Annotated in this window: 21 protein-coding genes and 1 pseudogene; 10 read left to right on the top strand and 12 right to left on the bottom strand. The window is 74.7% G+C overall.

Annotated elements, in window-relative coordinates:
• Positions 1-403: 403 nt before the first annotated feature.
• Positions 404-967, top strand: a complete 564-nt coding sequence (locus AC230_RS06305; protein WP_049714876.1) for an NUDIX hydrolase — start codon at positions 404-406, stop codon at positions 965-967.
• Here the strand turns inward: AC230_RS06305 and AC230_RS06300 are convergent.
• Positions 954-1,895, bottom strand: coding sequence for a DMT family transporter (locus AC230_RS06300; RefSeq protein WP_049714875.1), 942 nt, complete (start codon positions 1,893-1,895; stop codon positions 954-956). The genes AC230_RS06305 and AC230_RS06300 overlap by 14 nt on opposite strands.
• A 380-nt stretch (positions 1,896-2,275) precedes the next feature.
• On the opposite strand from AC230_RS06300, the gene AC230_RS06295 reads away from it, so the two are divergent.
• The 3 genes from AC230_RS06295 (at position 2,276) to AC230_RS06285 (ending at position 4,748) form a co-directional block, all read left to right on the top strand.
• The gene (locus AC230_RS06295) at positions 2,276-3,379 is read left to right on the top strand and encodes a baeRF2 domain-containing protein (protein WP_049714874.1); all 1,104 of its coding nucleotides are present in this window, start codon (positions 2,276-2,278) and stop codon (positions 3,377-3,379) included.
• Positions 3,380-3,410: 31 nt separating this feature from the next.
• Positions 3,411-3,947 (top strand): type 1 glutamine amidotransferase domain-containing protein, encoded by a 537-nt coding sequence (locus AC230_RS06290; RefSeq protein ID WP_049714873.1) that lies wholly within the window; start codon positions 3,411-3,413, stop codon positions 3,945-3,947.
• Between the two features lie 102 nt (positions 3,948-4,049).
• Complete coding sequence (locus AC230_RS06285; RefSeq protein ID WP_049714872.1) at positions 4,050-4,748, top strand: L,D-transpeptidase; 699 nt, start codon at positions 4,050-4,052, stop codon at positions 4,746-4,748.
• 216 nt (positions 4,749-4,964) lie between these two features.
• On the opposite strand, the gene AC230_RS06280 is transcribed toward AC230_RS06285, so the two are convergent.
• Complete coding sequence (locus tag AC230_RS06280; RefSeq protein WP_049714871.1) at positions 4,965-5,144, bottom strand: hypothetical protein; 180 nt, start codon at positions 5,142-5,144, stop codon at positions 4,965-4,967.
• Positions 5,145-5,408: 264 nt separating this feature from the next.
• On the opposite strand from AC230_RS06280, the gene AC230_RS30250 reads away from it, so the two are divergent.
• Positions 5,409-7,238, top strand: a complete 1,830-nt coding sequence (locus tag AC230_RS30250; protein ID WP_053161013.1) for a choice-of-anchor A family protein — start codon at positions 5,409-5,411, stop codon at positions 7,236-7,238.
• Here AC230_RS30250 and AC230_RS06265 read toward each other — a convergent pair.
• From AC230_RS06265 to AC230_RS06245, 5 genes are all read right to left on the bottom strand, one after another.
• Complete coding sequence (locus AC230_RS06265) at positions 7,211-8,575, bottom strand: MFS transporter (RefSeq protein WP_049714869.1); 1,365 nt, start codon at positions 8,573-8,575, stop codon at positions 7,211-7,213. The two genes, AC230_RS30250 and AC230_RS06265, sit on opposite strands and share 28 nt — an antisense overlap.
• A gap of 16 nt (positions 8,576-8,591) precedes the next feature.
• Positions 8,592-8,960, bottom strand: a complete 369-nt coding sequence (gene nirD, locus AC230_RS06260; protein WP_078870983.1) for a nitrite reductase small subunit NirD — start codon at positions 8,958-8,960, stop codon at positions 8,592-8,594.
• A complete protein-coding gene (gene nirB, locus AC230_RS06255) occupies positions 8,957-11,512 on the bottom strand; it encodes a nitrite reductase large subunit NirB (protein ID WP_049714868.1) in 2,556 nt (851 codons plus the stop codon). The genes nirD and nirB overlap by 4 nt, the downstream gene beginning before the upstream one ends.
• A gap of 253 nt (positions 11,513-11,765) precedes the next feature.
• Positions 11,766-12,953: an NAD(P)/FAD-dependent oxidoreductase gene (locus AC230_RS32905; RefSeq protein ID WP_198535458.1), complete on the bottom strand. Its 1,188-nt coding sequence runs from the start codon at positions 12,951-12,953 to the stop codon at positions 11,766-11,768.
• Entirely contained in the window at positions 12,950-15,082 is a 2,133-nt protein-coding gene (locus AC230_RS06245; protein ID WP_049714867.1) for a molybdopterin oxidoreductase family protein, read from the bottom strand. Before AC230_RS06245 ends, AC230_RS32905 begins: the two co-directional genes overlap by 4 nt.
• A 191-nt stretch (positions 15,083-15,273) precedes the next feature.
• Here AC230_RS06245 and AC230_RS06240 point away from each other — a divergent pair, with 191 nt between their 5' ends.
• Positions 15,274-16,401 carry a uroporphyrinogen-III synthase gene (locus AC230_RS06240; RefSeq protein ID WP_049714866.1) on the top strand — a complete coding sequence of 376 codons (1,128 nt, stop codon included), beginning with the start codon at positions 15,274-15,276 and terminating at the stop codon, positions 16,399-16,401.
• Positions 16,402-16,704: 303 nt separating this feature from the next.
• Here the strand turns inward: AC230_RS06240 and AC230_RS06235 are convergent, their stop codons facing one another.
• Positions 16,705-18,009, bottom strand: coding sequence for an RICIN domain-containing protein (locus tag AC230_RS06235; protein ID WP_049715084.1), 1,305 nt, complete (start codon positions 18,007-18,009; stop codon positions 16,705-16,707).
• A gap of 592 nt (positions 18,010-18,601) precedes the next feature.
• Between AC230_RS06235 and AC230_RS30245 the strand changes: the two genes are divergently transcribed.
• Together AC230_RS30245 and AC230_RS32900 are read left to right on the top strand one after the other, a co-directional pair.
• Positions 18,602-19,825, top strand: a complete 1,224-nt coding sequence (locus AC230_RS30245; RefSeq protein WP_053161011.1) for a DNA/RNA non-specific endonuclease — start codon at positions 18,602-18,604, stop codon at positions 19,823-19,825.
• Positions 19,825-20,013 (top strand): annotated as a pseudogene (locus AC230_RS32900) (hypothetical protein); the annotation flags it as partial. The gene AC230_RS30245 and the pseudogene AC230_RS32900, both read left to right, overlap by 1 nt.
• 226 nt (positions 20,014-20,239) lie before the next feature.
• Here the strand turns inward: AC230_RS32900 and AC230_RS06225 are convergent.
• Positions 20,240-20,692 carry an RpiB/LacA/LacB family sugar-phosphate isomerase gene (locus tag AC230_RS06225; RefSeq protein ID WP_049714865.1) on the bottom strand — a complete coding sequence of 151 codons (453 nt, stop codon included), beginning with the start codon at positions 20,690-20,692 and terminating at the stop codon, positions 20,240-20,242.
• 242 nt (positions 20,693-20,934) lie between these two features.
• On the opposite strand from AC230_RS06225, the gene AC230_RS06220 reads away from it, so the two are divergent.
• Entirely contained in the window at positions 20,935-21,405 is a 471-nt protein-coding gene (locus tag AC230_RS06220; protein ID WP_053161009.1) for a hypothetical protein, read from the top strand.
• Here the strand turns inward: AC230_RS06220 and def are convergent, their stop codons facing one another.
• A complete protein-coding gene (gene def, locus AC230_RS06215; protein ID WP_049714864.1) occupies positions 21,406-22,080 on the bottom strand; it encodes a peptide deformylase in 675 nt (224 codons plus the stop codon).
• Between the two features lie 107 nt (positions 22,081-22,187).
• Here def and AC230_RS06210 point away from each other — a divergent pair, with 107 nt between their 5' ends.
• Entirely contained in the window at positions 22,188-22,841 is a 654-nt protein-coding gene (locus AC230_RS06210) for a winged helix-turn-helix transcriptional regulator (RefSeq protein ID WP_049714863.1), read from the top strand.
• Positions 22,842-22,852: 11 nt separating this feature from the next.
• On the opposite strand, the gene AC230_RS06205 is transcribed toward AC230_RS06210, so the two are convergent.
• A complete protein-coding gene (locus AC230_RS06205) occupies positions 22,853-23,248 on the bottom strand; it encodes a 5-carboxymethyl-2-hydroxymuconate Delta-isomerase (protein ID WP_049714862.1) in 396 nt (131 codons plus the stop codon).
• 413 nt (positions 23,249-23,661) lie between these two features.
• Positions 23,662-24,588 carry an LppY/LpqO family protein gene (locus AC230_RS06200; RefSeq protein WP_241833095.1) on the bottom strand — a complete coding sequence of 309 codons (927 nt, stop codon included), beginning with the start codon at positions 24,586-24,588 and terminating at the stop codon, positions 23,662-23,664.
• Positions 24,589-24,731 lie beyond the last annotated feature (143 nt).

The following is a 24,731-nucleotide window of genomic DNA, read 5'->3' as shown; positions in this document are numbered from 1 at the left end:
GGCGCCGGTGCGGTGGGCCCGCTCCCCCGCCCGTCGGGCGGCCGGGGCGAGGCCCGGCGCGCCGTGGCCCAGGGGTGGCGGGGCCCCTCGGGGGTTGGGGCCCCGCCGTGTGGCGCGCCTGGCAGCCGCGCCTGCGGCGTGCCGTTCGCCAGGGCACCGACGACGCCCGCCACCGCTTCCGACCCTACGGCCGGGCCGTCGCGGCCCGCTTCGGCCCGGGGACCGGGGCCTTCTCCGGCGGAGGTCCTGGTCCGCGCGGCCGAGGTGGGGCCGCCTCCGCTTCCGTGCCCGCCCCGGGCGCGCGGGCGCGACGGTGCGGCGGTGGCGGGGGCGGAGGCGGAGGCGGGGGCGGGGGCGGCAAATCCGGTGGGGGGCGCGGCCGTTCTCGCCTAGGCTGCGTCGCATGATCTCAAGGTCCCCGTCCGTGACGGACGTTCTCGCCTCCCACCGGCCCGCCGACGGGCGCGAGCGCGCCGACGTCGCCCGGCTGCGGGCGCTGCTCGCGTCGGCCGCCGATCCCTGGGACCGCTCGCTGCCGCTGCACCTCACCGCGTCCGCGGTGATCGTGGATCCGGTGGGCGGGCGGGTGCTGCTGCGGTGGCACCGGCGGCACGGGTCGTGGCTGCTGGTGGGCGGGCACGGGGATCCGGGGGAGAGTGATCCGCTGGGGGTGGCGCTGCGCGAGGGCCGGGAGGAGACGGGGCTGGAGGACCTGGCGCCGTGGCCGGCCGCGCGGCCGGCGCACGTGGTGGTCGTGCCGGTGCCGGCGGCGGGCGACGAGCCGGCGCACGAGCACGCCGACCTGCGGTTCGTCCTGGCGACGGGGGCGCCGGACACCGTGCGGCCGGAGCGCCCGGGGGCGGAACTGCGCTGGCTGGCGCCGGAGGAGGCCGTCCGGCTGGCCGCCGAGGAGAACGTGCGCGAGACGCTGTCCCGGCTGGACGGGGGCCCGTTCAGCCGGACTTGACGGTCTCCCGCCGCGGCGCGGCCGGTGCCGGGGAGGAGCCGGCGACGCGGCGCGGCGGGGTGCGGCGCATGGCGGCGACGGCGACGCCGAGGAGGACGACGAGTCCGCCGAGGCCGGCCATCGGGGCGGGGAGGACGCCGAAGAGCAGTGCGTCCAGGGCGAGGGCGGCGACCGGCACGGCGTACAGGACGAGCGAACTGGTCGACGCGGTCGCGGCCTTGAGGACGCGCGACCAGGTGCAGAAGGCCAGGACGGTGCAGCCGAGGCCGAGCCAGCCGACGGCGGCGAGCTGCTGCCAGCCGGCGCCGGCGGTCTGCCGGACCGCCCCGGGGACGGAGAACAGCAGCGGGAGCAGGCCGAAGAGGCTGCCGTAGAAGATGCAGTCCATGCCCGAGTAGCGCTGGAGCAGCGGCTTCTGGAGGACGAAGGAGGTCGCCTGGGCGGCGGCCGCGAGGACGATCATCGCCATGCCGGAGCGCGTTCCGCCGCCTCCGCCGCCGGCGGTGGCGACGACGAGGGCGCCGCCGAGGGCCACGAGGAGTCCCACGACGCCCCGGGCGCCGGGCCGTTCGCGCAGGACGAGCATGCCGAGCAGGGTGGCGAAGACGGGTGAGGTGGCGACGAGCATGGCGGCGGTGCCGCCCTCGACGTGGCGTTCGCCCGCGTAGAGCAGGAGTTGATAGGCCGTCATGCCGGTGAGGCCGAAGCCGGCCATGCGCGCCAGGTCGGCGCGGCGCAGCCGGGCGATGCGGCCGGTGACCAGGCAGGGCGAGAGGATCGCCATCGCGCACACGAGCCGCAGGACCGCGATGGACGTGGGCGCATACCCGTCCAGGGCGACGCGGATCGCCGGGAAGGCCGAGCCCCACAGGACGGCCGTCGCGGCCATGAAGGTCCAGGGGGACGCGGTTCGGCGTTCGGCCGCCATGGAAGACACCGCCCATCGGTAGGAGACGTGCTGGTGCGCGCGGGGGCCGGCTGGTGCGGGCCCTCGGCACGCCGCCGAAGCTACCGAGGTTCCCTCCATAAGTCGAATAAAACTTTCCATGACCATCCCAAAGCGATCCTTTGAGCACTGCCCAACGGGCAGGCGGGGCCGGGGATTTCGCGGGCGCCCTCCCCTCCTGGGGGCACCCGCGGTCCCCGGCCCCCTCAACTCCCATGATTCCAGAGTGCATTCGTTCCGTCACTACAGGTAACCGCAACTCCCGGGGCACGGTGGTGCGCGTCACGCCCCGGCGTGCGCCGCTCTGCCCCATCTGGTCAGCTGGAAGGGCGGGTGGAAACCGCCCGGGAGGAGGAGCCCACATGACCACTGCCACCCGGACCGACACGGGTACGCTGCGCGCCCTCCTGGAGGCGCCCGGCCCTTACGCGTCCGTCTACTTCGACCGCGAGATACGTCCGCAGCGGGCCGAGGAGGCCGAGGCCCGCTGGCGCGAGCTGGCCGCCCGGCTCGCCCGGGAGGGGGCCGACGCGGCCACGGTGGACGCGCTGGCCTCCCGCGTCCTGGACTCGCTGCCCGGCACCGGCGTCCTCGCGGCCTTCGCCTCCGGCGGCGAGGTGCGCTACGCCGCCGAGCTGCCCGGCGAACCCCACGGGGACGTGGCCGAGTTCGCGTCCGTCCCGCACCTGCTGCCGCTGCTGGAGTGGCGGCAGGACCACCCCGCGCACGTGGTCGCGGTCGTCGACCGCACCGGTGCGGACCTCCTGCTCTTCCCCGAGGGCTCCACCGAGCCCGTGCGGCGCACGGTCACCGGCCCCGACGACGAGATCGTCCGCAGCCCCGGCCTGCCCCAGATGCGGTACCAGCACCGGGCCGAGGACTCCTGGGAGCACAACGCGACGGCCGTCGCCCAGGCCCTGGACACGGCCCTGGCCGAGGTGTCGGCCAACCTGCTGCTGCTCGCCGGCGACGTGCGGGCGCGGCAGTACGTCACCAAGCACCTGCCCGCCCGGGTGCGCCGGGAGGTGACCGTCGGGCACGTCAGCGGCAGCCGCGGCGCCGACGGTTCGCCCGACGCGGCCACCCGCGCGCCGGCCGAGGCGGCCCGCGCCGGGCACGCCCGCACCGCCGATCTCCTGCGGCAGCTCGAGCATGAGCTGGGCCCGGGCGGGCACGCGGTCGAAGGGGTCCACACCACCCTCGACGCGCTGGCCGTCGGCCGCGTCGGCGTCCTCACGGTCACCGACGACCCCAACGACCAGCGCACCGCCTGGTTCGGCGACTCGCCGACGCAACTCGCCGAGCGGCGCGAGGAGTTGCCGCCCGACGGCGAGCCGCACGAGGGCCGGCTGGCCGACGTCGCGGTGCGGGCCGCCCTGCTGACCGGCGCCGACGTCAGGGTGCTGGAGCCGGGCACCCCGCGGACCCCCGCCCAGGGAACCGGCGGCATCTGCCGCTACACCTAGCAGGCCCCAGCGGCCGGGGAGGACACGGAGCATGAAAGCGGCATTCCTCATGGCGCCCGAGGGCGTCGAACAGGTGGAGCTCACCGAACCGTGGAAGGCGGTGGCGGACTCGGGCGGGAACCCGCGCCTGGTCTCCACCTCCCCCGGCCGGATCCAGGCGTTCCACCACCTCGACAAGGCCGACACCTTCGCCGTCGACGACGTCGTGGGCGAGGTGTCCGCGGCGGACTACGACGGGCTGGTGCTGCCCGGCGGGGTGGCCAACCCGGACGCCCTGCGCCAGGATCCGGCCGCCGTCTCCCTCGTCGCCGACTTCTTCGCCGCGGGCAAGCCGGTCGCGGCGATCTGCCACGCACCCTGGACGCTGGTGGAGGCGGACGTGGTCCGGGGCCGCACGCTCACGTCCTGGCCGAGCCTGCGCACGGACATCCGCAACGCGGGCGGCACCTGGGTCGACGAGGAGGTGCGCGTCTGCACGGCGGGCCCCAACACCCTGGTCACCAGCCGGAAGCCGGGCGACCTGCCGGCGTTCTGCGCGGCACTGCTCAAGGAGTTCGGGACGGTCTGAGCCCCCCGGACGCCCGGGCCTCCGCCGGCACTCCGGGCCGCGCGGCCACCCGTGCGGCCCGCCCGGGATGCCCCGGGGGCGCGCGCCTTGTAGGTGTCGTCCATGCACCTCGGACGCACCAGAAGGTACGGCCCCCTCGCCACGGCGCTGCTGCTCGCCGCCACCCTGACGGGCCCGGCGGGCCCGGCCCGCGCGGCGGGGGCCGCGGCGTGCACGGCCGGCACCGGCCCGTACCAGTGGCAGCTGGAGGCGTACCTCCGTCTGCCGCAGGACGGGCGGCAGTCCCCCGCCGACTGCGCGGCCATCGCCGCCTTCCAGCGCAGGGCGGGCGTCCGCCCCGCCGACGGCTTCGCGAACCTCGCCACCTACCGCGCCGTGGTCCTGGCCCGGGCCCGCCCGAATCCCAACGCGGCCGGCGCCTGCCCCGTCCCCACGCCGGCGCGCAAGGTGGCCTGCGTGGACCTCGGCCGGCAGCTGATGTGGGTGCAGTACGGGCGCGCCGTGCGGTTCGGCCCGGTCGCGGTGCGGACGGGCCGGCTCGGGGAGGAGACGCGCACCGGGTGGCACACGGTGTACCGGAAGCACATCGACCACCTGTCCACGCTGTACGCCAACGCCCCCATGCCGTACGCCCAGTTCTTCTCGGGCGGGCAGGCGTTCCACGGGCGGCCGGGGGAGCTGTACGACGGTGCGGGGTCGGCGGGGTGCGTGACCATGGGCGTGCCGGACGCCAAGGCGCTGTGGGGGGTTCTGCGGGTGGGGGACGCGGTGTACGTGTGGGGGCACAAGCCGGGGACGTAGGTCCGGGGCCGGCGGTTCGGGTGGGCGACGGGCGGCGCAGCCCTCGGCGGCGTCCGCTCCGCCGCCCACCCCGGCCTTGCCGGCCCGTCACGTGGCCCCGCCGGCCGCCCGGCGGCTCAGGGGCCGCCGGGCGGTCGCGCCCGGGGAGCTACGGACGGCTTCCCTCCCACACCATCCGGCTCCGCGGGCGGCGTGCGCCCACGCGAGGCACCCGTCCTAGAGGACGGAGATCGGGGAGCAGGTGAGGGCGACACCGACGAGGTTGTGGGCCTGGTTGGTGATGCAGGACTCCCCGCCGCCACCGCCCTTCCCCCAGTCCTCGGCTCCGGCCGGGGTGGCCAGGGCTCCGAGTAGCGCGGCCACGGCCAGGACGCCGATGGCGAAACGACGACGCATGACAATTCCCCTTCCTGTCACGGGAGTTGATCGACAACTCGGCGTTTTGTGCGAGTCGCCCCGTGGTTGCCCCCTCCCGTCCACAGATACGCACATCCTCACCCGTTCGTGTGAGAAAAATCGATCCTGCGGCTAAATGTTCGGATATTTACCCTTCTCGGCTGAATGGGCCATTCCTCCGGCGCGGCGAGCCGGGCAATTCATCGACATATGGTCACGATCGATACGAAAAACACACCGCTCGACCCCGATGGTGAGGACACCGTGCTCAGACCCTCATGGCGCGCGGCGGCCGTCGCCGCGCTGACCGCCTTCGCCGTCGCGGGACCGCTGGCCCCGCCCGCCGTTCCCGCTCCCCTCCCCGGCGGGCTCGGCCCGTGCGTGCCGGGGCAGTGCCCCGCCGCCTACCCGCCCGTCGGCAACGGCCCGATCGCCGGCCGCGACAACGGGATCAACATCTTCGTCGGCGGCGACTTCCTCGTCCGCGGTGCCGCCGCCGAGGCCGAGGGACGCGTCGTCACCCTCGGCTCGTTCGACCAGAACAAGACGGCCGGCGGCGCTCTCTACAACATCGGCCTGGCCGGCGTCGGTTCACGCGTCCCGCCGCCGGACGGCGCGGACTGGCTGACGACCGGCGGCTCCGTCACCGTCGCCCCGGGCCAGCGGCTCGACGCGGAGCGCGGCGTGGTCCGGCACGCCGGCCCGGCCTCCGGTACGGTCATCGGGCGCAGCATCGGGGACCCCGCCGCCGTACAGCCCTACGCGGGCCTGCGGGACCAGCTCTCCGCCGCCTCCCGCTGCTACGCGCACGGCGCCGACGGCCGGGGGCGGCCCGCTACGGGGACGGCGGTCAACACCGGTTCGGAGACCGTGTTCACCGGCGACGGCACGTCACGACTCCAGGTGTTCGACGTCGACTTCGACATCACGGGACGCGACGGCGGCCAGGAGGGCGTCCGGTTCACGGCCGTTCCCGACGGTGCCACGGTGCTCGTCAACCTCCTCGGCGGGGCCCGCGTCATCAACACCTACAGCGGCACGCTCACCGACGACAACGCCTTCAACCGGCTGCGCGAGCGGCTGCTGTGGAACATCCCGGACGCGACGCGGGTGGAGCTGAAGGGCACGGGCCAGTTCCAGGGCAGCTTCCTCGTCGGCACGCCCTCCAGCGGGACGACGGTGTCGCTCCCGGGCATCAACGGCCATTTCCTGACGGCCGGTTCGCTGACGCACACCTCCGCGGCGACGGGCGGCGGCGGCCAGGAGTTCCACGCCTACCCGTTCGACGGCGACCTGCCGGACTGCGGCTCCGCTCCCCCGCCCCCGGTGACCGGCCGGGTGTCCGTCGTCAAGCAGGACGCCGTGACGCACGCCGTCCTGCCGGGGGCCCGCTTCCAGCTGTGGCGGGAGACCAACGGCGTCCCGGGGGCGCAGACGACGGGGGCGGGCGCCGACACGGCCGTCGGCGCTCCCTGCACCACCGAAGCGACCGGCGTGTGCGGCGCCACGGTCGAACTCGGCACGTACTACTGGCAGGAGGTCCAGGCGCCGCCCGGCTACCTCGTCCCCGCCCCGGGCGTCTTCGGCCCGCTGTCCCTCACGGCGCAGAACGCCGGGACGGGCGTCACCGCCCTCGCCACGGACGTCAAACCGGAGGAGCCGCACGGCTCGATCGTCCTGGAGAAGCAGGACGCGCGCACCCGACGGCCGCTCCAGGGCGCGGTGTTCGAGCTGTGGCAGGAGACGAACGGCCGGGCCGGGCTCCAGTTCAACGGCCCCGGCGCCGACCGGCGCGTCGAGACCGGCTGCGCCACGGACGCCCAGGGGCGGTGCACCTTCACCAACCTGCCGACAGGCTCGTACTACCTGCTGGAGACCGCCGTCCCCGAGGGCTACCGCAACCCGGCCAACCCGGCCCTCGGCCCGTTCACGCTCACCGCGGCCAACGCGGCGCAGGGCATCACGGTCAAGGCCGCCAACGTCCCCGGCGAGCAGGGCAAGGGCGGCAAGGGCGGGAAGGACCACAAGCCCGCCCCGCACGCCCGGGCGCCCCGCACCGCGCCGTCTCACACCGTGTCGGGCCGCCGCAGGTAGACCGCCCAGGTGACCGCCAGGCACAGCACGTACCAGGCGAGGAAGGCCAGATAGGCCGGTTCGCCGGTGCCGCCGGCCAGGAACGCCTGGCGGAAGGCGACGTTGATCAGCACGCCGCCGAGCGCCCCGACCGCCCCCGCGATGCCCATCAGCGCGTTCGCGTGCCGGTGGGCACGCGCGTCGGCGGCCGCGGCGTCCTCGCCGCGCTCGGTCCGCCGCCGGGCCTCGGCCCGGTAGACGGCCGGGATCATCTTGTAGGCGGACCCGTTGCCGAGGCCGCTGAGGACGAAGAGCAGGACGAAGCCGGCGAGGAACAGCGGCAGGGAGCCCTCCCGCGAGGCCACCAGGACGAGCCCGGCGCCCGCGGCCATCGCGGCGAACGTCCAGAAGGTGACGCGGGCGCCGCCCCGCCGGTCCGCGAGGTGCCCGCCCAGCGGCCGCGCCAGTGAGCCCAGCAGCGGCCCCAGGAAGGTGAGGGAGGCGGCCCGGACGGGCGTCGGGAAGGCGTCCGGGAACTGCACCAGCAGCACCTGCCCGAAGGCGAACCCGAAGCCGATGAACGAGCCGAACGTGCCGATGTAGAGCAGCGAGAGGGCCCACGCGTGCCCGTGCCGGGCCACCTCGCGCAGCGGCCGCCCGGCCGGCCGCACCCCCGACAGGTTGTCCATCCGCAGCGCCGCGCCCAGCGCCACCAGGACGATCAGCGGCACGTAGACCAGCACGACCGGCCGCGGGTGCCCGGCCCCGGCCGCCGCCAGGACCAGCAGGCCGAGCAACTGCACGGCGGGGACGCCGAGATTGCCGCCGCCGGCGTTGATGCCGAGCGCGCGGCCCTTGAGGCGCTGGGGGTAGAAGGCGTTGATGTTCGCCATCGAGGACGCGAAGTTCCCGCCGCCGACGCCCGCGGCGGCCGCCGTGACGAGCAACGTGCCGTAGGAGACGCCGGGTTGGAGCAGGACGCCGAGGAGCGCCGTGGGCAGCAGCAGGAGCAGTGCGCTGAGGACGGTCCAGGTGCGGCCGCCGAAGGCGGTCACGGCGACGGTGTACGGCAGCCGCAGGGCGGCGCCCACCAGCGTCGGCACGGCCGTCAGCAGGAACTTGCCGGCCGGGTCGACGCCGTACTCGGGGCCGAGGAAGAGCACGAGCACCGACCACAGGGACCAGACGGAGAAGCCGATGTGCTCGCAGACGACGGACCACAGCAGGTTGCGGCGGGCGACGCGCGCGCCCGTGGCCGCCCAGAACGCGGGGTCCTCGGGACGCCATTCGTCGATGCGGCGGCGCGCGGCGGGTGCGGGGGCGGGAGCGGAGGCGGTGGGGGCGGGGACGGGGTTCATGGGGGGCTCTCCCTGCTCAGGGGGCGGACGGGGCGGGGGTGAGGCGGACGGGCCACACGGGCAGCCGGGCCGGGGTGCCGTCGGGGCCCTCGGGTTCGTCCGGGCAGTGGCCCGACCGCAGGTCGAACGCCTGCTTGTGCATGGGCGAGACGACGACGGGCACGCCCTCGCGGGTGCCGAGCAGACCGCGCGAGATCACGTGGGCCCCGCTGAACGGGTCCAGGTTGCCCACCGCGTACACCGTTCCGGCGCGGTCGCGGAAGAGCGCCACCTGCCGGCCGTCCACGAGGGCGGCCGCGCCCCGGCCCGGGACCAGGTCGTCGTAGCGGCACACCGGCGTCCACCCGGAGCCCAGGTCGACCTCGACCGTGAGCGGGGCGGTCACCGGGCCACCGCCGGCTCGGGCACGGGCAGCAGGACGGGGGCCGGGCGGATCTGCCCCCGCTCGGTGACGAAGCGCACGGTGGGGTCGGGGGTGCCCGGGGCGTTGACGAACGAGGCGAAGCGGCGCAGCCGTTCGGGGTCCTCCAGGGTGGCGCGCCACTCGTCCTCGTAGGTGTCGACGTGCCGGGCCATGAGGGCGTCGAGGTCGGCGCAGATGCCCAGCGCGTCGTCCACGATCACCGAGCGCAGGTGGTCGAGGCCGCCCTCCATGCGCTCGATCCAGGGGGCCGTGCGCTCCAGGCGGTCGGCGGTGCCGATGTAGAACATCAGGAAGCGGTCGATGGTGCGGACGAGGGTGTCGTGGTCGGCGTCGGCGATGAGCAGGTCGGCGTGGCGGGGGGTCATGCCGCCGTTGCCGCCGACGTAGAGGTTCCAGCCGGCGGAGGTGGCGATGACGCCGAAGTCCTTGCCGCGCGCCTCGGCGCATTCGCGGGCGCAACCGCTGACGGCGGCCTTGATCTTGTGGGGGGAGCGCAGGCCCCGGTAGCGCAGTTCGAGTTCGATGGCGAGGGCGACGGAGTCCTGGACGCCGAAGCGGCACCAGTCCGTGCCCACGCAGGACTTCACGGTGCGCAGGGCCTTGCCGTAGGCGTGGCCGGACTCGAAGCCGGCGTCGACGAGGCGGCGCCAGATGTGCGGGAGCTGGTCGACGGTGGCGCCGAACATGTCGATCCGCTGCCCGCCGGTGATCTTGGTGTAGAGGCCGAAGTCGCGGGCGATCTCGCCGATGGTGATCAGTCCCTCGGGGGTGATCTCACCGGCGGGGATGCGGGGGACGACGGAGTAGGAGCCGTTGCGCTGGAGGTTGGCGAGGAAGTGGTCGTTGGTGTCCTGGAGGGCGGCCTGTTCGCCGTCGAGGATGTGGACGGAGTTGCCCAGGCGGGGGTTGAGGGAGGCGAGGATGGAGGCGACGGTGGGTTTGCAGACTTCGCAGCCGTCACCGCCGTTTCCGTGTTCGTCGATGAGGCGGGAGAAGGTCGTGACGCCGTGCGTGCGGACGATCTCGTAGAGCTCCGGGCGGGTCTGCGGGAAGTGTTCGCACAGCCCGGTGGCGACGGCCACCCCGCTCCGGCTCAGCGTGCTCTCGACGAGCTTCGTCAGCAGCCCGGTGCACGAGCCGCAGCCGGTGCCGGCGTGTGTGCACCGCTTGACGGCGCGGACGTCCGTGCAGCCCTGCTCGGAGACGGCCGCGCAGATCGTGGCCTTGGTGACGTGGTGGCAGGAGCAGATCAGGGCCTCGTCCGGCAGGCCCGCCGGGCCGGACGGCGCGCCGGACGCGTCGCCCCCGGGGAACAGGAGGGCCTCGGGCGGGCTCGTGAGCGGCGCGCCCGCGGCGGCGAGCGGCCGCAGCACGTCGTAGGCGCTGGTGTCGCCGACGAGGACGCCGCCGAGGAGGCGGCCGTCGGGGGTCAGCAGCAGCTTCTTGTAGACGTCGGCGCGGCTGTCGGCGTAGGTGACCTCCAGGGCGTCGTCGCCGGTGGCGTGGGCGTCGCCGAAGCCGGCCACGTCCACGCCGAGGAGCTTGAGGCTCGCGGCGGGGTACGAGCCGGTGAACTCGCCGCTCTCCTCCGTGATCCGCCCCGCGGCCGCCTCGGCCATCGAGTAGCCGGGGGCGACCAGGCCGTGCACCTTGCCGTCGCTGGTGAGGGCGCACTCGCCGATGGCGTAGACGGCGGGGTCGGCGGTGCGGCAGCCCTTGTCGACGACGACGCCGCCGCGCTCGCCGACCGGCAGGCCGCAGGCGCGGGCGAGGTCGTCGCGGGGGCGGACGCCGGCGGAGAAGACGACGAGCCCGCAGTCGATCACGGTGCCGTCGGTGAGGGTCACGCGGTGGACGGTGCCGTCCTCACCCGCCTCGACGCCGCGGGCGGCGACGCCGGTGTGCACGACGACGCCCAGCTGCTCGACCCTGCGGCGCAGGGCGCTGCCGCCGCCGTCGTCCACCTGCGCCGCCATCAGCCGCGGCGCGAACTCCACGACGTGCGTGGCCAGTCCCATCGCGTGCAGCGCCCCCGCCGCCTCCAGACCGAGCAGTCCGCCGCCGACGACGACCCCCGCCGTGGCGTGCCGGGCGCGGGCGCGGACGGCCATGACGTCCTCGACGGTGCGGTAGACGAAGCAGCCGGGGGTGTCGCGGCCCTCCACGGGCGGCACGAACGGGCGGGAACCGGTGGCCAGGACGAGGGTGTCGTAGCCGGCCACCGCCCCCGAGCGGGTGGTGACCGTCCGGGCCTCCCGGTCGATCGCCGTGGCGGGGTCGCCGAGGCGGAGGTCGATGCCGTGCTGCCGGCCGAACTCCTCCTCCCAGAGGGAGAGTTCCCGCTCGGTGGTCCCGGAGAAGAGGGAGGTGAGGTGGACGCGGTCGTAGGCGGGACGGGGTTCCTCGGCGAGGACGGTGATGCGGTGGGCGCCGCCGCGGCGGGTGAGGGTCTGGAGGAAGTGCTGGCCCACCATGCCGTGGCCGACGAGGAGGAGGTGGGGTGTGCGGGCCATCGGTCTGCCTTTCCCTTGCGTGGAGTTGAGGAGTCGATCTGCCGGGCCGGATCCGTCGAGTCGGGTCCGTCGAGTCGGGTCCGTCGAGTCGTATCTGTCGAGTCGTATCTGTCGGGGCCGGTGCGCGTGGGCGGCGCGTGCCGGGCGCACGCGGGAGAGGGGATTCGCCCCGGCCCCGCCCTGTCACCGTTTCCCACGCGCTGCCGCGCGGGGCGACGCGGCTCCGCCGCGAGGACGGCGGGGCGGGGACGGCTCACCCTCCCCAGAGCAGCCGCACCGCGTCCCCCTCCACCCCCTCCCCCCACTCCACGACCCGCCCCACATCCCCGACCGCTCCCACGTCCCCCACCAGCACCGCGCCCACCACGGCCTCCCCCCGCAGCACCAGCCTCCGGTACGTCCCGCCCCGGGCGTCCGAGAGCATGACCGCCCCCGTCCCCTCCCCCGCCGACTCCCCGAAGGCCGCCACCTCCAACTCGCCGACGCTGAGCCGGAGATACGGCGCGGAGGCCGCGCAGAGCGCGTCCGGGTCCGCGCCCGAGAGCCGGGCGGCCAGGACGTCCGCCTGGTCCCAGGCGGCCTCGGCCCGCCCGTGGACGACGCCGCGGTGCTCGGCGCAGTCGCCGATCGCGTGGACGCCGGGCGCGGACGCGGCGAGCCCGTCGTCCACGACCACCCCGGAGGCCACCGACAGCCCGGCCTGCCGCGCCAGCGCGACGCGGGGGCGGACCCCGCAGGCGAGGACGGCGAGCCGGACGTCCAGCCGCCCGCCGTCGGCGAGTTCGGCCCCGGCGACGCGCGCGTCGCCGAGCAGCCGCACGACGGGCCCCGCGTGCACGGTCACGCCCGCCCCTTCCAGCGCCCGCCGCACCGCCGCCGCTCCCCCGGCGTCCAGGTGACGTCCCATCAGACCGGAGGCGCCGAGCGCCAGATGCACCTCGACCCCCGGCCGCGCGAGCGCCCGCGCGACCCCGACGCCGAGCGCCCCGCCGCCCACCACCAGGACCGTCCGCGCGTCCCGCGCCGCGTCGGCGAGGCGCCCGCGGTCCGCGAGGGTGCGCAGCAGGTGGACGCCGGCGCGCGGGAGGGGCCCGCGCAGCGCGGGCACCACGGGCTCGGCGCCCGTGGCGAGGACGAGCGCGTCGTACGCGGCGGTCAGCCCGCGAGCCGTGCGCAGCGTACGGGCGGCGACGTCGACGGCGACGACCTCCGTCCCCGTGCGCACCGTCGCCCCGCCGGCCGGCAGCCCGAGTTCCCCGGGCGCGGGCCGCCCCCGCAACGCCCCGACGAGCAGCGCCCGGTTGTACGGCCCGCACGGCTCGGCCCCGTACAGCGTGACCTCCGCGCCGCCGGGCGGTGTCAGCGCGAGGAGCCGTGCGGCGAAGCGGGCGGCGGCCATGCCGGCGCCCACGACGGCGATCCGGCGCGGTGTGTCCCTCACGGCGTCCCCTCCCCCGCCGGCCCGCCCGCCCGTTCCACCCGCACCGCGCACACCTTGAACTCCGGCATCCGGGAGACCGGGTCGAGCGCGGGGTTGGTGAGGGTGTTGGCCCGCCCGGGCCCGGGCCAGTGGAAGGGCATGAAGACGGTGTCGGGCCGTATGGCGCCGGTCACCACGGCGGGCGCGGTGACGCGGCCGCGGCGGCTGGTGACGGTCAGCGGGTCGCCGTCGGCGACGCCCAGCCGCGCGGCCAGGCGCGGGTGGAGCTCGACGAACGGCCCGGGCGCGGCCCGTTCGAGCTCGGGCGTGCGCCGGGTCTGGGCGCCGCTCTGGTACTGGGCGAGCACCCGGCCGGTGGTGAGCCGCAGCGGATAGCGCGCGTCCGGCTCCTCGGCGGCGGGCCGGTAGGAGACGTCGGCGAAGCGGGCGCGCCCGTCGGGCGTGGCGAAGCGGTCGAGGAACAGCCGCGGCGTGCCGGGGTGCCCGGCGTCCGGGCAGGGCCAGAAGACGCCGTCCCCGGCCCGGATCCGGTCGTAGCTGATGCCCGCGTAGTCGGCCTGCCCGCCCGCGGACGCGGCGCGCAGCTCCTCGAAGACCTCCCCGGCGGCGTCCGGGAAGCCGGTGGTGTGGCCGAGCCGCGCGGCGAGCGCCCGCAGGACGTGGAGGTCCGTGCGTACGCCGGGCGGCGGGTCGAGGGCGGCCTGCCGCAGGATCACCCGGCCCTCCAGGTTGGTCATCGTGCCGTCCTCCTCGGCCCATTGGGCGGTGGGCAGGACGACGTCGGCGAGTTCGGCGGTCTCGGACCGTACGACGTCGCAGACGACCAGGTGGTCCAGGGCCCGCAGCCGCTCGGTGACGTGGGAGGCGTGCGGGGCGGAGACGACGGGGTTGGAGCCCATGAGCAGCAGGGCGCGGACGCCGCCGTCGGTGCCGAGCGAGTCGAGGAGTTCGTAGGCGCTGCGCCCGGGGCCGGGCAGGCTGTCGGGGTCCACACCCCACACCCGGGCGACGTGCGCCCGGGCGGCGGGGTCGGTGATCGACCGGTAGCCGGGCAACTGGTCGGCCTTCTGGCCGTGTTCGCGCCCGCCCTGCCCGTTGCCCTGCCCGGTCAGGCAGCCGTAGCCGCTGTACGGGCGGCCGGCCCGGCCGGTGGCCAGGCACAGGTTGATCCAGGCGCCGACGGTGTCGGTCCCCTTGCTGTGCTGTTCGCTGCCGCGCGCGGTGAGGACCATGCCGCTGGGGGCGTCGCAGAACATCTCCACGGCCCGCCGCATGGCGGTGACCGGTACGCCGGTGATGCGTTCGGCCCGTTCGGGCCAGTGGGCCATGGCGGCGGCGCGGGCGCGCGCGTACCCCGTCGTGCGGGCCGCGACGAACGCCTCGTCCACCCGTCCCTCGGCGATCACCAGGTGGAGCAGGGCGAGGGCGAGCGCCTGGTCCGTGCCGGGCGCGGGCCGCAGGTGCAGGTCGGCGTCCTCGGCGGTCCGGGTGCGGCGCGGGTCGACGACGATCAGCCGGCCGCCGGCCTCCCGCTGGGCGCGCAGGTGGCGCAGGGCGGGCGGCATGGTGTCGGCCGGGTTGCCGCCGGCGATCACGAGGCAGCCGGTGCGGGCGACGTCCTCCAGCGGGAACGGCAGCCCGCGGTCGAGCCCGAAGGCCGCGCGCTGCCCGGCCGCGGCGGACGCCATGCAGAACCTGCCGTTGTAGTCGATGTGCGGGGTGCGCAGCGCGACGCGTGCGAACTTGCCGAGCAGGTACGCCTTCTCGTTGGTCAGCCCGCCGCCGCCGAAGACGCCGACGGCGTCGCGGCCGTGGCGGGCGGCCGTCCCGGCCAGTCCGTCCGCGGCCCGGTCCAGGGCCTCGTCCCAGCCGGCCGGGCGCAGGAGGCCGGTGCGCCGGTCGCGCACCAGCGGCTCGGTGAGGCGCAGGTGCGGGGCGAGGACGGCGGCGGCCGAACGGCCCTTGCCGCACAGGGCGCCCCGGTTGACCGGGAAGCCGGGCCGCTCGTCCACCTCCACGGCGGGCCCGCCCGGCCCGTCGCGGCCGGTGCGGCGCAGCCGCATGCCGCACTGGAGCGCGCAGTAGGGGCAGTGGGTGTCCGTGGCGTCCGCGGAGGTCGTTCCCGTCATGCCCGGAAGCGTCTGTCGCCCCGGTTTCCGGTGTGCGACGGCCGTGTTGCCGCCTCCTCACGTCGCGCACACGCCTGGCCGGGGCCGTTGTGAGGAGGACGACACACTCCCGTACCAGGGCGTTCACGGTGCTGACGGTCCCGTGATCCCGGCGCAACAGGGGCTTAACGTCGATCGGCGAGCCTCGGCCCATGGGAAGTACGCCACCGGGGACGCCGCCGCTGACCGGGTTCACCATAGGCGTCACGGCCGACCGGCGCCGCGACGAACTCGCCGCGCTGCTGCGCCGCCGGGGCGCCGATGTCGTCATGGCGCCGGCGATGCGCATCGTGCCGCTCGTGGACGACGAACTGCTGCGCGCCGCCACCGCCGCCTGCCTGTCCGGCCCGCTCGACTACGTCGTGGCCACCACGGGCGTCGGCTGGCGCGCCTGGATCAACGCGGCCGAGGACTGGGGCACGGGCGAGGCCCTGCTCGCCGCCTGCCGCGGGGCCGTCCTGATCAGCCGCGGCCCCAAGGCGACCGGCGCGCTGCGCGCCTGCGGGCTGCGCGAGGGGTACGCGCCGGACTCCGAGGCCCTCGACGAGGTCCTCGCCTGGCTGCTCGCCCGGGACCTGCGCGGCCGGCGCGTCGCCGTGCAGCAACACGGCGCACCGCTGGCGGAGTTCACCGAGGCGCTGCGCCACCAGGGGGCCTCCGTCGTGGAGGTCCCCGTCTACCGCTGGGGCCCGCCGGAGGATCCGGCCGCCGTGCGCCGCCTGGCGGAGCGGACCCTGCGGCGCGAGGTGCACGCCCTGCCGTTCACCAGCGCCCCCGCGATCGAGGCGTTCCTGGCGAGCGGCGACCGCGGGGAACTCCTCGCCGCCCTGCGCCAGGACGTCCTGCCGGCCTGCATCGGGCCGGTGTGCGCGCGCCCGCTCCTGGCGGCCGGCGTCCCCTGCGTGTGGCCGGAACGCGGCCGGCTGGGCTCCCTCGTCCGCACCCTGACCCGCGAGGTGATCCGTCACCACCGGCGCGAACTGGTCACCCCCGCCGGCCCGTTGGCCCTCCAGGGCACGGCCGTCCTGGCCGCCGACGCCGTCCTGCGCCTCCCGCCCGTCCCCGCCGCCGTCCTCGCCGCCCTCGCCGACCGCCCCGGCACCGTCCTCAGCCGCGCCGAACTCCTCCGCCGCGCCTGGCCCGGCCCCTCCCGCCGCCGCCCCGACGAACACGCCGTCGAGGCGGCGGTCGGCCGCCTGCGCACGGCGCTGGGCCCGTACGGGCACCTGGTGGGGACGGTGACGAAGCGGGGGTACCGGCTGGTGGCGGGGGCGGGGTGAGGCGGCCTTCCGCCCGCCGTCGGACGGCCCTCGGCCTGATCGGGCCGTGCGGCCGCGTCGGTCACGCCACGCCGCGGCGCTTCCGCAGCGTCGCCACGCCCTTCACCAGCGCGCCGAGCGACAGCAACACGGCCGCCACGCACGGCAGCCACCGCGTGCCCTCGCCGCGGGACCGGCCGACGACCAGCCCCGCCCACAGGACGCCGGCGGCCAGCAGTACCGCCCCCTCGGCGTGCGGGACGGCGCCTCCCCGCCGCCCCGCAGGCGAACTCCGTCCGACGCCTCAGGCCTCCCGACCCCGCGTCACCGGGCCGCAGCACAGAAGGGGAAGCAGTCCTCGGCGCTCCCGGCGTCGACCAGGACGTAGGTTCCCGTGCCGTCGGGCTTGCCCATGCTGTACTGGCGCAGGGACTGGCCCTCGGCGTTGCGCTCGTGCCCGACCATGTATCCGGTGAACTTGTTCTGGACGCCGATCTTGTCCGAGCCGGGAACGTCCCGGTAGACGTGGAAGCGTTGAAGGTCGTCCGTCTTGCAGTCGGCCTGCTGCAACGGGGCGCCTTCGGTGGCCGCGGTGCTCTCCACGACGGTCAGGCACTTCTTGCTGGACTTGTTGATGAAGACGTGGTCCACGAAGCCCCGGCCGCTCTCCGGTCCATGGCACAGCTGCCATTCGTCCCGGTCGCCGAACTTGCTCGCCGTCGGGCGCAGTTGGACGTCGTCCCCGCTCAGGAAGTCGGGCGCCGTCCAGAACAGGGAGCGCTCCGGCGTGGCGATCTTGTAGTGGTTCGGGTCGCAGGTGAAGCCCGGCGGCACGCCGGAATCCGAGGGCGCGCGGACCCCCGGGTCCTTCTTCGCCGTCTTCACGGGCGCGGACGCCTTCTTCGCCGCCGGCCGGTGCGCCCGGGCGGCCGCGGTCCCACAGCCCAGCATCTCCTGCGCCTTCCGCATGATGCTGCCGGCCGGCACGACGTCCTCACACCGCACCGCGCCCTCCTCGAGCGTGGTGAACGTCGTGAAGCTGCCGCTCTCCGGCCCTTCGATCCACTTGGTGGCGAAGGCGCCGTTGCCCAGGTCGACGCGGTTGCAATTGAGACTGCCGTACTGGCCGGTGACCTTGCGGGTCCCCTCGTAGAGGCCGTAATACCCCGGATTGCGGAAATCCCAGGTGATGGACTTGGACTCGCTGCTGGTGTGGCTGGACGACATCTGTACGTTCAGCCCCAGGCTCCCGCCCACTTGTCCGAGCAGTCCCACCTGGAAGCTGCCCTGAATGTTGACGGAAAGCCCGACCTGGACCGTGACCACGGTCTGTGTACTGGTCTGGATCGTCTGCGACCCCGTCGACCCGTCGGTGACATACCAGCCCTTGAAGTGCGTGATCGTCGGCTGCACCTGGGCGCTCTTGATGAACGGGTAGCGCTTGCCGAGATCGGCGGAGGTACAGGCGTCGCCGGGCTTCGGCTGGTCGGCCGTCACGCCCGGCCCAGGACGGGCCGCCACAGCGGCCGGGCCGGCCACGGCACCCATGACGCCGAGCGCGGAGGTCGTGGCCACCCCGAGGGCGACAAGTCCTCTGAACCACCGGCCGAGCGGTCTCAAGTTGCTCATCATGACCTTTCCCTGACCTGGTTCCGTATTCACCCGCAGTCCGGAACCCGCCAGTTATGCGGTGAGTGAAGGGTGTCGGATCGAAGTGAACGTAGCGTCACGGATGACGCCCGACGATGCCGGAATCAGTCATTGCCGGACCAAATCCCCGGCCGCCCCCGCACAGTTCTCGGCGGCCCACCGGGCCCGGCTTCATCGGAATTTCGTGCGCGGCGCTACGATGCGCCGCCACCATCGGCGCAGACGGCCCGCCCGGCTGTGAATCCGCTGCGCCACCCCGCCGACCAGCGGCTACCGGACCGGTTCCTCTTCACCCGCCGCACGGCCGACCGCCACCGACGGGCACGGCATTCGGCCAACTCGCGCATTCCGAAAGCGAGTCGACTCGGCGGTCCATGGCTTCCATGATATTTGCGCGCCTGTCCGAACGGCTCTATGAACGACGGAGCGCATTCAGTACGAGCACGGAAACCCCACCGGCCGGATAAACAAGAAGGGGGGGACCAACGTGTCCATACCAGGATTACGTCGCCACCGCGGAGGGCGGCCCCGAAATCCGAACAGGCTGCTCCGATTCCTGTCAGGGGCGACGGTGGCCGCAACCACGGCCGCCGTCGCCCTCAGTGGTGGCGCGGCGACGGCCGCCGCCGCGCCCGGGCACCCCGCGGACCGCGGGAGCGCCGTCACCAAAGGCCCGGCAGAACATACCGTCGCCTTCGAGATGACCAGGGTGCGGGTGACGGAGCTGGTCACCAGAGCCCCGGACCACGCGGGCAACGTCACCGTGCGGCTGGCCGACGGGGGAACCCTGGCGATCCCGGCGGCCAGCAAGGACCTCGTGATGCGCCGCGCCGCCCAGCAGGCCAAGGCCCGCCCGAAGGACAACGCCCCCGGGCCGTGCGGCACTCCCTGGATCACGCTCAAGGAGAAGACCGACAAGTACCCGGTCGCCCTTGAGACCGGGTTTCGTATGGACGCGCCGGCCTTCGCCTACAGCTGGCACGTCATCATCAAGGGGCCGAACAACTACACCGACGAGTACAAGGCTCAGGGCGATCTTGGCTCCCGGAAGAGCTGGCAGGGCGGTTACCAGAGCAAGAAGGATCAGGACGAGGGGCTCTACACGGCCGAGATCGACCCCACGAGATCCTACGTCGAGTTCGTGAACGGCGATGGCAAGCACGAGATCTGTCGTGCGGCAGCGCGCAGAACCCAGTACCTCACCAAACCGAAGGCCGACTGCCTGAAGTGGGCGCAGGCCAATTCCGGCGGCGGGTGGATCCAGAACAGCAGCGCGCCGGTCCCGCATCGTAACCGGACCGACCCGACAAGCCCGGCCGGTACGCGTGCGGGCGGGGCGCGGGCCTGCCTGCGGTGGCCGCTCGGCGAGGGCAGCCCGGCTTCGGGGGACATCACCGGCTGGAAGGACGCGCAGGACTTCGTCGACAAGAACCCGCCCGGAGCCGCGATCGCTCGCTGCCACCTGATCGCCAACACTCTCGGCGGGAAGGGACAGGTAAGGGACGGCGGGCAGGACAACCTGGTCCCCTGCTGGCAGGTGGGGATGAACACCGGAACGCCCAGCATGTGGACTTATGAGAGGCAGGTGAAACAGAAGGTCATGGCGGCGGACATGCGGCCGGACGACGCGGTCTACTACATGGTGACGCCCCTCTACAGGGACGACGCCAGCACGATCCCCACGGGCGTGGTGATGAGCGCTGCGGTTCAGAGGGCGAACGGCGCACAGGAGCTGATGTTCACCGAGGGCATCCCCAACACCCAGGCCCGCAGCGGACTCAACCTCGGTAACTGATCCGCCGAGGCACACGGCAAGGAGCCGGAACGAGCCGTACCACCCCGCCACGGCCGGTCGACATCACGGCCGTCTTCCCTCAACTGGCTCCGCCGGCACGCACAGCGACCCGGTTGCATCCACGCCCCGGGTCGCCGTCACCGTACGACAGCTCGGTCGGCGGGCCGCTGCTGTGGCCCGCCGACCAGCTCGGCGGCTACCTGCCGGAGCCGTGCATGCTCGCCCCGGAGCGGATCACCGAACACCCCGACCCCATGGAGCTGACCGAAGACGTGCGGGAGCGGCTGGAGGACTGGAGCACGTGGCAGGCAGCCGGTGCCGCTCCGGACCGGCCCTCGCCCGGCGGCGCCGGACCCTCCGCACGCCGACCTGATCCGGTGAGGCTTGCTCACGCGGTGCGGCCCGTCCGGAGCGTCACCGCCCCGCCTCCTCCTCGATGACCCCGATGTGCGCGATGTTGCGCGAGTTCTCCGGGTCCTCGCTGACCCGCGCGTCGAACCACGCGTCGAGGATCTCGACGAGCTGCGGGCCGGAGGTGAGGCGGAGGCCGATGGCGAGGACGTTGGCGTCGTTCCAGCGGCGGGCGCCGGCGGCGGTGTAGGCGTCGGTGCAGAGGGCGGCGCGGATGCCGCGGACCTTGTTGGCGGCGAGGGCGGCGCCGGTGCCCGTCCAGCAGCAGACGACGGCCTGGTCGGCCCGGCCGGCCGCGACGTCCTCGGCGGCGGCCTGGGAGACGAAGGCCCAGTCGGTGCGGTCGCCGTCCTTGAGGACGCCGTGGGGCAGGACGTGGTGGCCGCGCTTCTCCAGCTCGCGCACCAACTGGCGGGCGACCGGCTCGTCCATGTCGGAGGAGACGGCGATGTTCATGGGCTCGCTCACCTCTTTCGTCGCTTGTGCGGGACACCTTTCCACACCGCCGCGCTCGGCGCATGGCCAGGTGGAACATGCCGGGCAACGCCCTGTCGAGAGCGGCCGGTTGGCCAATTCAGGGTGCGAACCCGTCACATCGCGCAACTGTCCAGCATTCATCCGCTCACCCGCTGGCAGACTCTGACCGCCGTCCCCGGCAGGAGCCGGTGGACGACCGACTCGGCGAAAGGAGGCCCTCCATGAAGAAGAGGGTCAGCGCGCTCCTCGCGGCAGCCACACTCGCCACCCTGACGCTCGCCGGCCAGGCCCAGGCCGGTGCGGCACCGGCCACGCACACCGCGGCCGACGGCGCGAGAACCTCGACCACGGCGAGAATCAAGGCCACCCGGGTCCTGTACGCGACCTCCGTGCTGGAGCGGGGGCAGTCCTGGAGCTCGGACACGGCCACGCTGGTCATGCAGACGGACGGCAACCTCGTCGTGTACGACGAGTTCGGCCGGGCCCGGTGGAGCTCCAACACGGTGAACAAGGGCTGGCGCGCGGTCTTCCAGGCCGACGGCAACTTCGTCGTCTACACCGCCTCGGGCAAGGCGGTCTGGGACTCGAAGACGGCCGGGCACCCCGGTTCCCGGCTCGCCGTCCAGGACGACGGCAACGTCGTGATCTACGACGGCAGCCAGGCGATCTGGAACACCCGCACCGCCCATTGATCAGTCCGTCGGCGGGCGGCCCGACCGGGCGGCCCGGCGGGCCCGTCGCGCGAGGACGTCGTCGCGGCGGGCCGCCATCTGGCGCAGCGCGTCCTTGCGGTCGCGCCGGGAGAGCCGGTCCAGGTAGGTGTGGCCGTGCAGGTGGTCGGTCTCGTGCTGGAGGCAGCGGGCGAAGTAGCCCGTCCCCTCGATGACGAGGGGGTTGCCGTCCTTGTCGAAGCCGTGCACGACGGCCCGGTGGGTGCGGGGCACCTCCATGACCGCGCCGGGCACCGACAGGCAGCCCTCGCCGTCTTCGAGGAGCCGGCGCTCCGCCGGACCGGGCTCGTGCAGGACCGGGTTGACGACGTGCCCGACGTGCCGCACGCCGTCGTCGTCCGGGCAGTCGTACACGAACAGCCGCAGGCCGACGCCGACTTGGTTGGCGGCCAGGCCCGCGCCGTCGGCCACGTGCATGGTCAGGAACATGTCGTCGATCAGCGCCGACAGCTCCGGGGTGCCGAAGCCGGTCACCTCTCGGCACGGACGGTCGAGGACCTCCTCGCCGATCTCCGTGATCCGCCGCACCGTGCCGCGTTCCGCCTCCGGCGGCAGGGCCGGGTACGCGTCGACGGGACGGCCCTGGAGCCGGACGCGCCGGTCGGCCGGGACGGAACGGTCGTGACGGACAGGCATCGCTGTCTCCCCCTCCTGCGGAACTTCCGCGCCCGCGGAACCTCCACGAAGATCCCTTGCGAAGTTCTTTGCAAAGTAGCAGACTTTGCAAAGTGCCAGAAGACGAAGTGACCGAGGAAGACCTCACCGCCCCGCCCGCGGGACCGCACGACGGGCTGCCCGACCACGCGGTGCGCACCGCCCTGCTGGAGCTGCTCGCCGAGGTCGGCACGGTCACGGCGACCGAGGCCGCGGCCCGGCTCGGCCACAGCTCCGGGCTCTGCTCGTTCCATCTGCGGCAGCTCGCGCGCCACGGGTACGTGGAGGAGGCGCCCCGCGACGGGGGCCGCGCCCGCCCCTGGCGCCTCACGCAGCGCACGCCCGGGGCCCGGGCGCTCCCGGACGACGGCTTCGGGGACCTGGCCCGTGGCCTGGAGGACGAGAGCTGGCGGCGCTGGCTGGACCGACGGGACCAAGCGCCCGTCGCCTGGCGCCACGACGAGGCGTTCAGCGCGATCGCCTACCTCACGCCGGAGGAGATGACGCGGGTCGCCGACGCGATCCGCCGCGTGCTCGCGCCGTACCGGGACCGCGAGCACCGCCCGCTGGCCCGGCCCGAGGGCGCCCTGCCCGTGGCCCTCATCAGCCGGCTGTTCCCGCTGCTCCCCCACTCCGCCGAGGGGGACGCCGGGGCAGGGGACAGCGGGGCAAGGGGCGGCGGCGCAGGGGGCGGTGGCGCAGGGGGCGGAGCGAGTGACGGCGGCGGGGCGGACGGCGCCTGAGCCCTCCGCCCTCAGCCGACCGCGCCCGCCGGGACCGGCAGGGACATGCGCCGGCCCCCGCGGCTGAGCCGGTAGGAGGGCGCCAGGTCCCGGACCTCCACCGACAGCACCGGCTCGCCACCGCCGTCCGCGCCGAGGAGTTCGTCCAGCAGGGAGAGCACCGCCTCGGACAGCCGGCCCTTCTGCTCCTCCGTCCGCCCGGCGAGCAGCCCGATGTCCACGTGGACGAACGCTCCCCCGCCGGACCCCCCGACGACGAACGTCTCGGTCGCCGCACGCAGGAAGATCTTGCACGTCCCGGCGGAATCGACGGCTCCGACGACGAGCGCGTTGAGGCGTTCGGTGAACGCCCTGCGGGTGAGGCGGTCGCGGACCTGCGCGGTGCAGTCGACGGTGATGTGCGGCACGGGATGCTCCAGGCGGAATGTTGTTCTATACATCCATCCTCGCCGATGCCTCTTCGGCCGACCGCCGGGGGTCCGGTCCGGGAGCGCCCGCGCCGCCGCGCGTCGGCGGCGCAGGGCCCGGCCGATCCGGCCCAGCGCCGCGCGCCCTGCCCGCCGCCGCCCTGGCCGTCCTCCGCTCGGCCGCACTCGGCACGCGCCGTCCGCCGTCTCGCGGCGGATCATCGAACCGCAGCGGGAGACCGGACCGGCACCGCGCCCGTCCGGCGGCCGTACGCGCCGCGGCGAGCCGACACCGCCGGCCGGCGGCGGTGGCAGAACGGCGGGCCCGCCCCTGGCGGCGGACGTCGGGGCCACGGGCCGGGGACGGGGCGTGGGCGCGTAAGGGGGCGTCCCGAACCGACCGCCCCCTGCCGTCAGTTCGGCGCGGCGGGCGACGAGTTGGTGTGGCGCAGGGCGGCGCGCAGGTGCCGGGCCAGCCGTACCGGGTCGTCCACGGCCCACAAGTGCAGGAAGAAGAGGCGGGGTTGGTCGCCCAGCATGTGGTTGTGGAAGGCCACGATGCCGATACGGCCGTGCCGCAACGCCTTGACCACCGGGTTCACTTCGTGGGCGGTGACGGCGATGTCGCCGGTCAGTACGGCCTTGCCGTCACCGGCGGGCTGGAAGATGAGGGCGGTGGTGCTGCCGGTCATCCGGGGCAGGACGCGGTCGTGGTCGGCCAGCGTCTCGTTGCGGGCGTAGGTGATCTTGTAGACGCGGCCCTGCGCCCGGCCCTTGGCGCCCAGGGCCCGGTCGACGGCCGGGCCGTCCATCGCCAGGGGCGCGGCGACCGGGCTGCCGGTGACGTTCGGCGTGCCGGTGACGGCCAGGACGGCCCGCAGGTCCCGGGCCAGGGCGACGGGGTCGCGGCCCATCGTGTGGAAGTGCACCCACTGCATCGCGGGCGTGTGGGCGGGGAGGTGGCCGTGCATGGCGGTCTGGGTGATGCCGCGGGCGACGAGGACGTCGTGCACCTTCCGCACCTCGCGCTCGGTCAGCGCGAGGTCGCCCATCAGCATCGTCCGCCCGTCGGGGTAGCGGACGAAGGAGGCGAACGACCCGATCGCCCGGAGCCGGTGCCCCTGGCAGACCACCTTGAGGTCGACGCGGGGGAAGCCGATCCCGTAGGCGCGGCGGCTCACGAGCCACCCCTGGTGGCCGAGCACGGCGGCCACCCCCCGCCAGTCGGCCTCCGTGGTGACGGACGGCTTGACCCGTACGGGACGCCGGGAGCCCGCGTCGGCGGCACCGGCCGCACCCGCCGCGCAGGCGACCGACGCCAGGGCGGCCAGTCCCGCCACGCACCGCCGGGCCGCCGTTCGCGCCCTTCTCCCCGCTCCTGCCGTTCTTCCCGCCCTGCCTGCGGAACGCGGCCGACCTCCCATGCGCTGCACCTCCGTCTCGACTACCACCCATGTCATGCCGCGCCGCCGCGGAGCGCGAT

This window comes from Streptomyces caatingaensis (assembly GCF_001187435.1).
Classification (GTDB): Bacteria; Actinomycetota; Actinomycetes; order Streptomycetales; family Streptomycetaceae; genus Streptomyces; species Streptomyces caatingaensis.
The sequence above is the reverse complement of the archived record's forward strand: the minus strand, read 5'-3'. Positions and strand labels throughout refer to the sequence as shown.

Excerpts from the sequence above, each read along its gene's own strand:
- nirB (WP_049714868.1), bottom strand. The coding sequence starts at position 11,512 with ATGGCCCGCACACCCCACCTCCTCCTCGTCGGCCACGGCATGGTGGGC.
- AC230_RS06245 (WP_049714867.1), bottom strand. The coding sequence starts at position 15,082 with ATGACGGGAACGACCTCCGCGGACGCCACGGACACCCACTGCCCCTAC.
- AC230_RS06235 (WP_049715084.1), bottom strand. The coding sequence starts at position 18,009 with ATGAGCAACTTGAGACCGCTCGGCCGGTGGTTCAGAGGACTTGTCGCC.
- AC230_RS06265 (WP_049714869.1), bottom strand. The coding sequence starts at position 8,575 with ATGAACCCCGTCCCCGCCCCCACCGCCTCCGCTCCCGCCCCCGCACCC.
- AC230_RS06295 (WP_049714874.1), top strand. The coding sequence starts at position 2,276 with ATGACCACTGCCACCCGGACCGACACGGGTACGCTGCGCGCCCTCCTG.
- AC230_RS06305 (WP_049714876.1), top strand. The coding sequence starts at position 404 with ATGATCTCAAGGTCCCCGTCCGTGACGGACGTTCTCGCCTCCCACCGG.
- def (WP_049714864.1), bottom strand. The coding sequence starts at position 22,080 with ATGCCTGTCCGTCACGACCGTTCCGTCCCGGCCGACCGGCGCGTCCGG.
- AC230_RS06220 (WP_053161009.1), top strand. The coding sequence starts at position 20,935 with ATGAAGAAGAGGGTCAGCGCGCTCCTCGCGGCAGCCACACTCGCCACC.
- AC230_RS06290 (WP_049714873.1), top strand. The coding sequence starts at position 3,411 with ATGAAAGCGGCATTCCTCATGGCGCCCGAGGGCGTCGAACAGGTGGAG.
- AC230_RS06225 (WP_049714865.1), bottom strand. The coding sequence starts at position 20,692 with ATGAACATCGCCGTCTCCTCCGACATGGACGAGCCGGTCGCCCGCCAG.
- AC230_RS06285 (WP_049714872.1), top strand. The coding sequence starts at position 4,050 with ATGCACCTCGGACGCACCAGAAGGTACGGCCCCCTCGCCACGGCGCTG.
- AC230_RS06240 (WP_049714866.1), top strand. The coding sequence starts at position 15,274 with ATGGGAAGTACGCCACCGGGGACGCCGCCGCTGACCGGGTTCACCATA.
- AC230_RS06280 (WP_049714871.1), bottom strand. The coding sequence starts at position 5,144 with ATGCGTCGTCGTTTCGCCATCGGCGTCCTGGCCGTGGCCGCGCTACTC.
- AC230_RS06300 (WP_049714875.1), bottom strand. The coding sequence starts at position 1,895 with ATGGCGGCCGAACGCCGAACCGCGTCCCCCTGGACCTTCATGGCCGCG.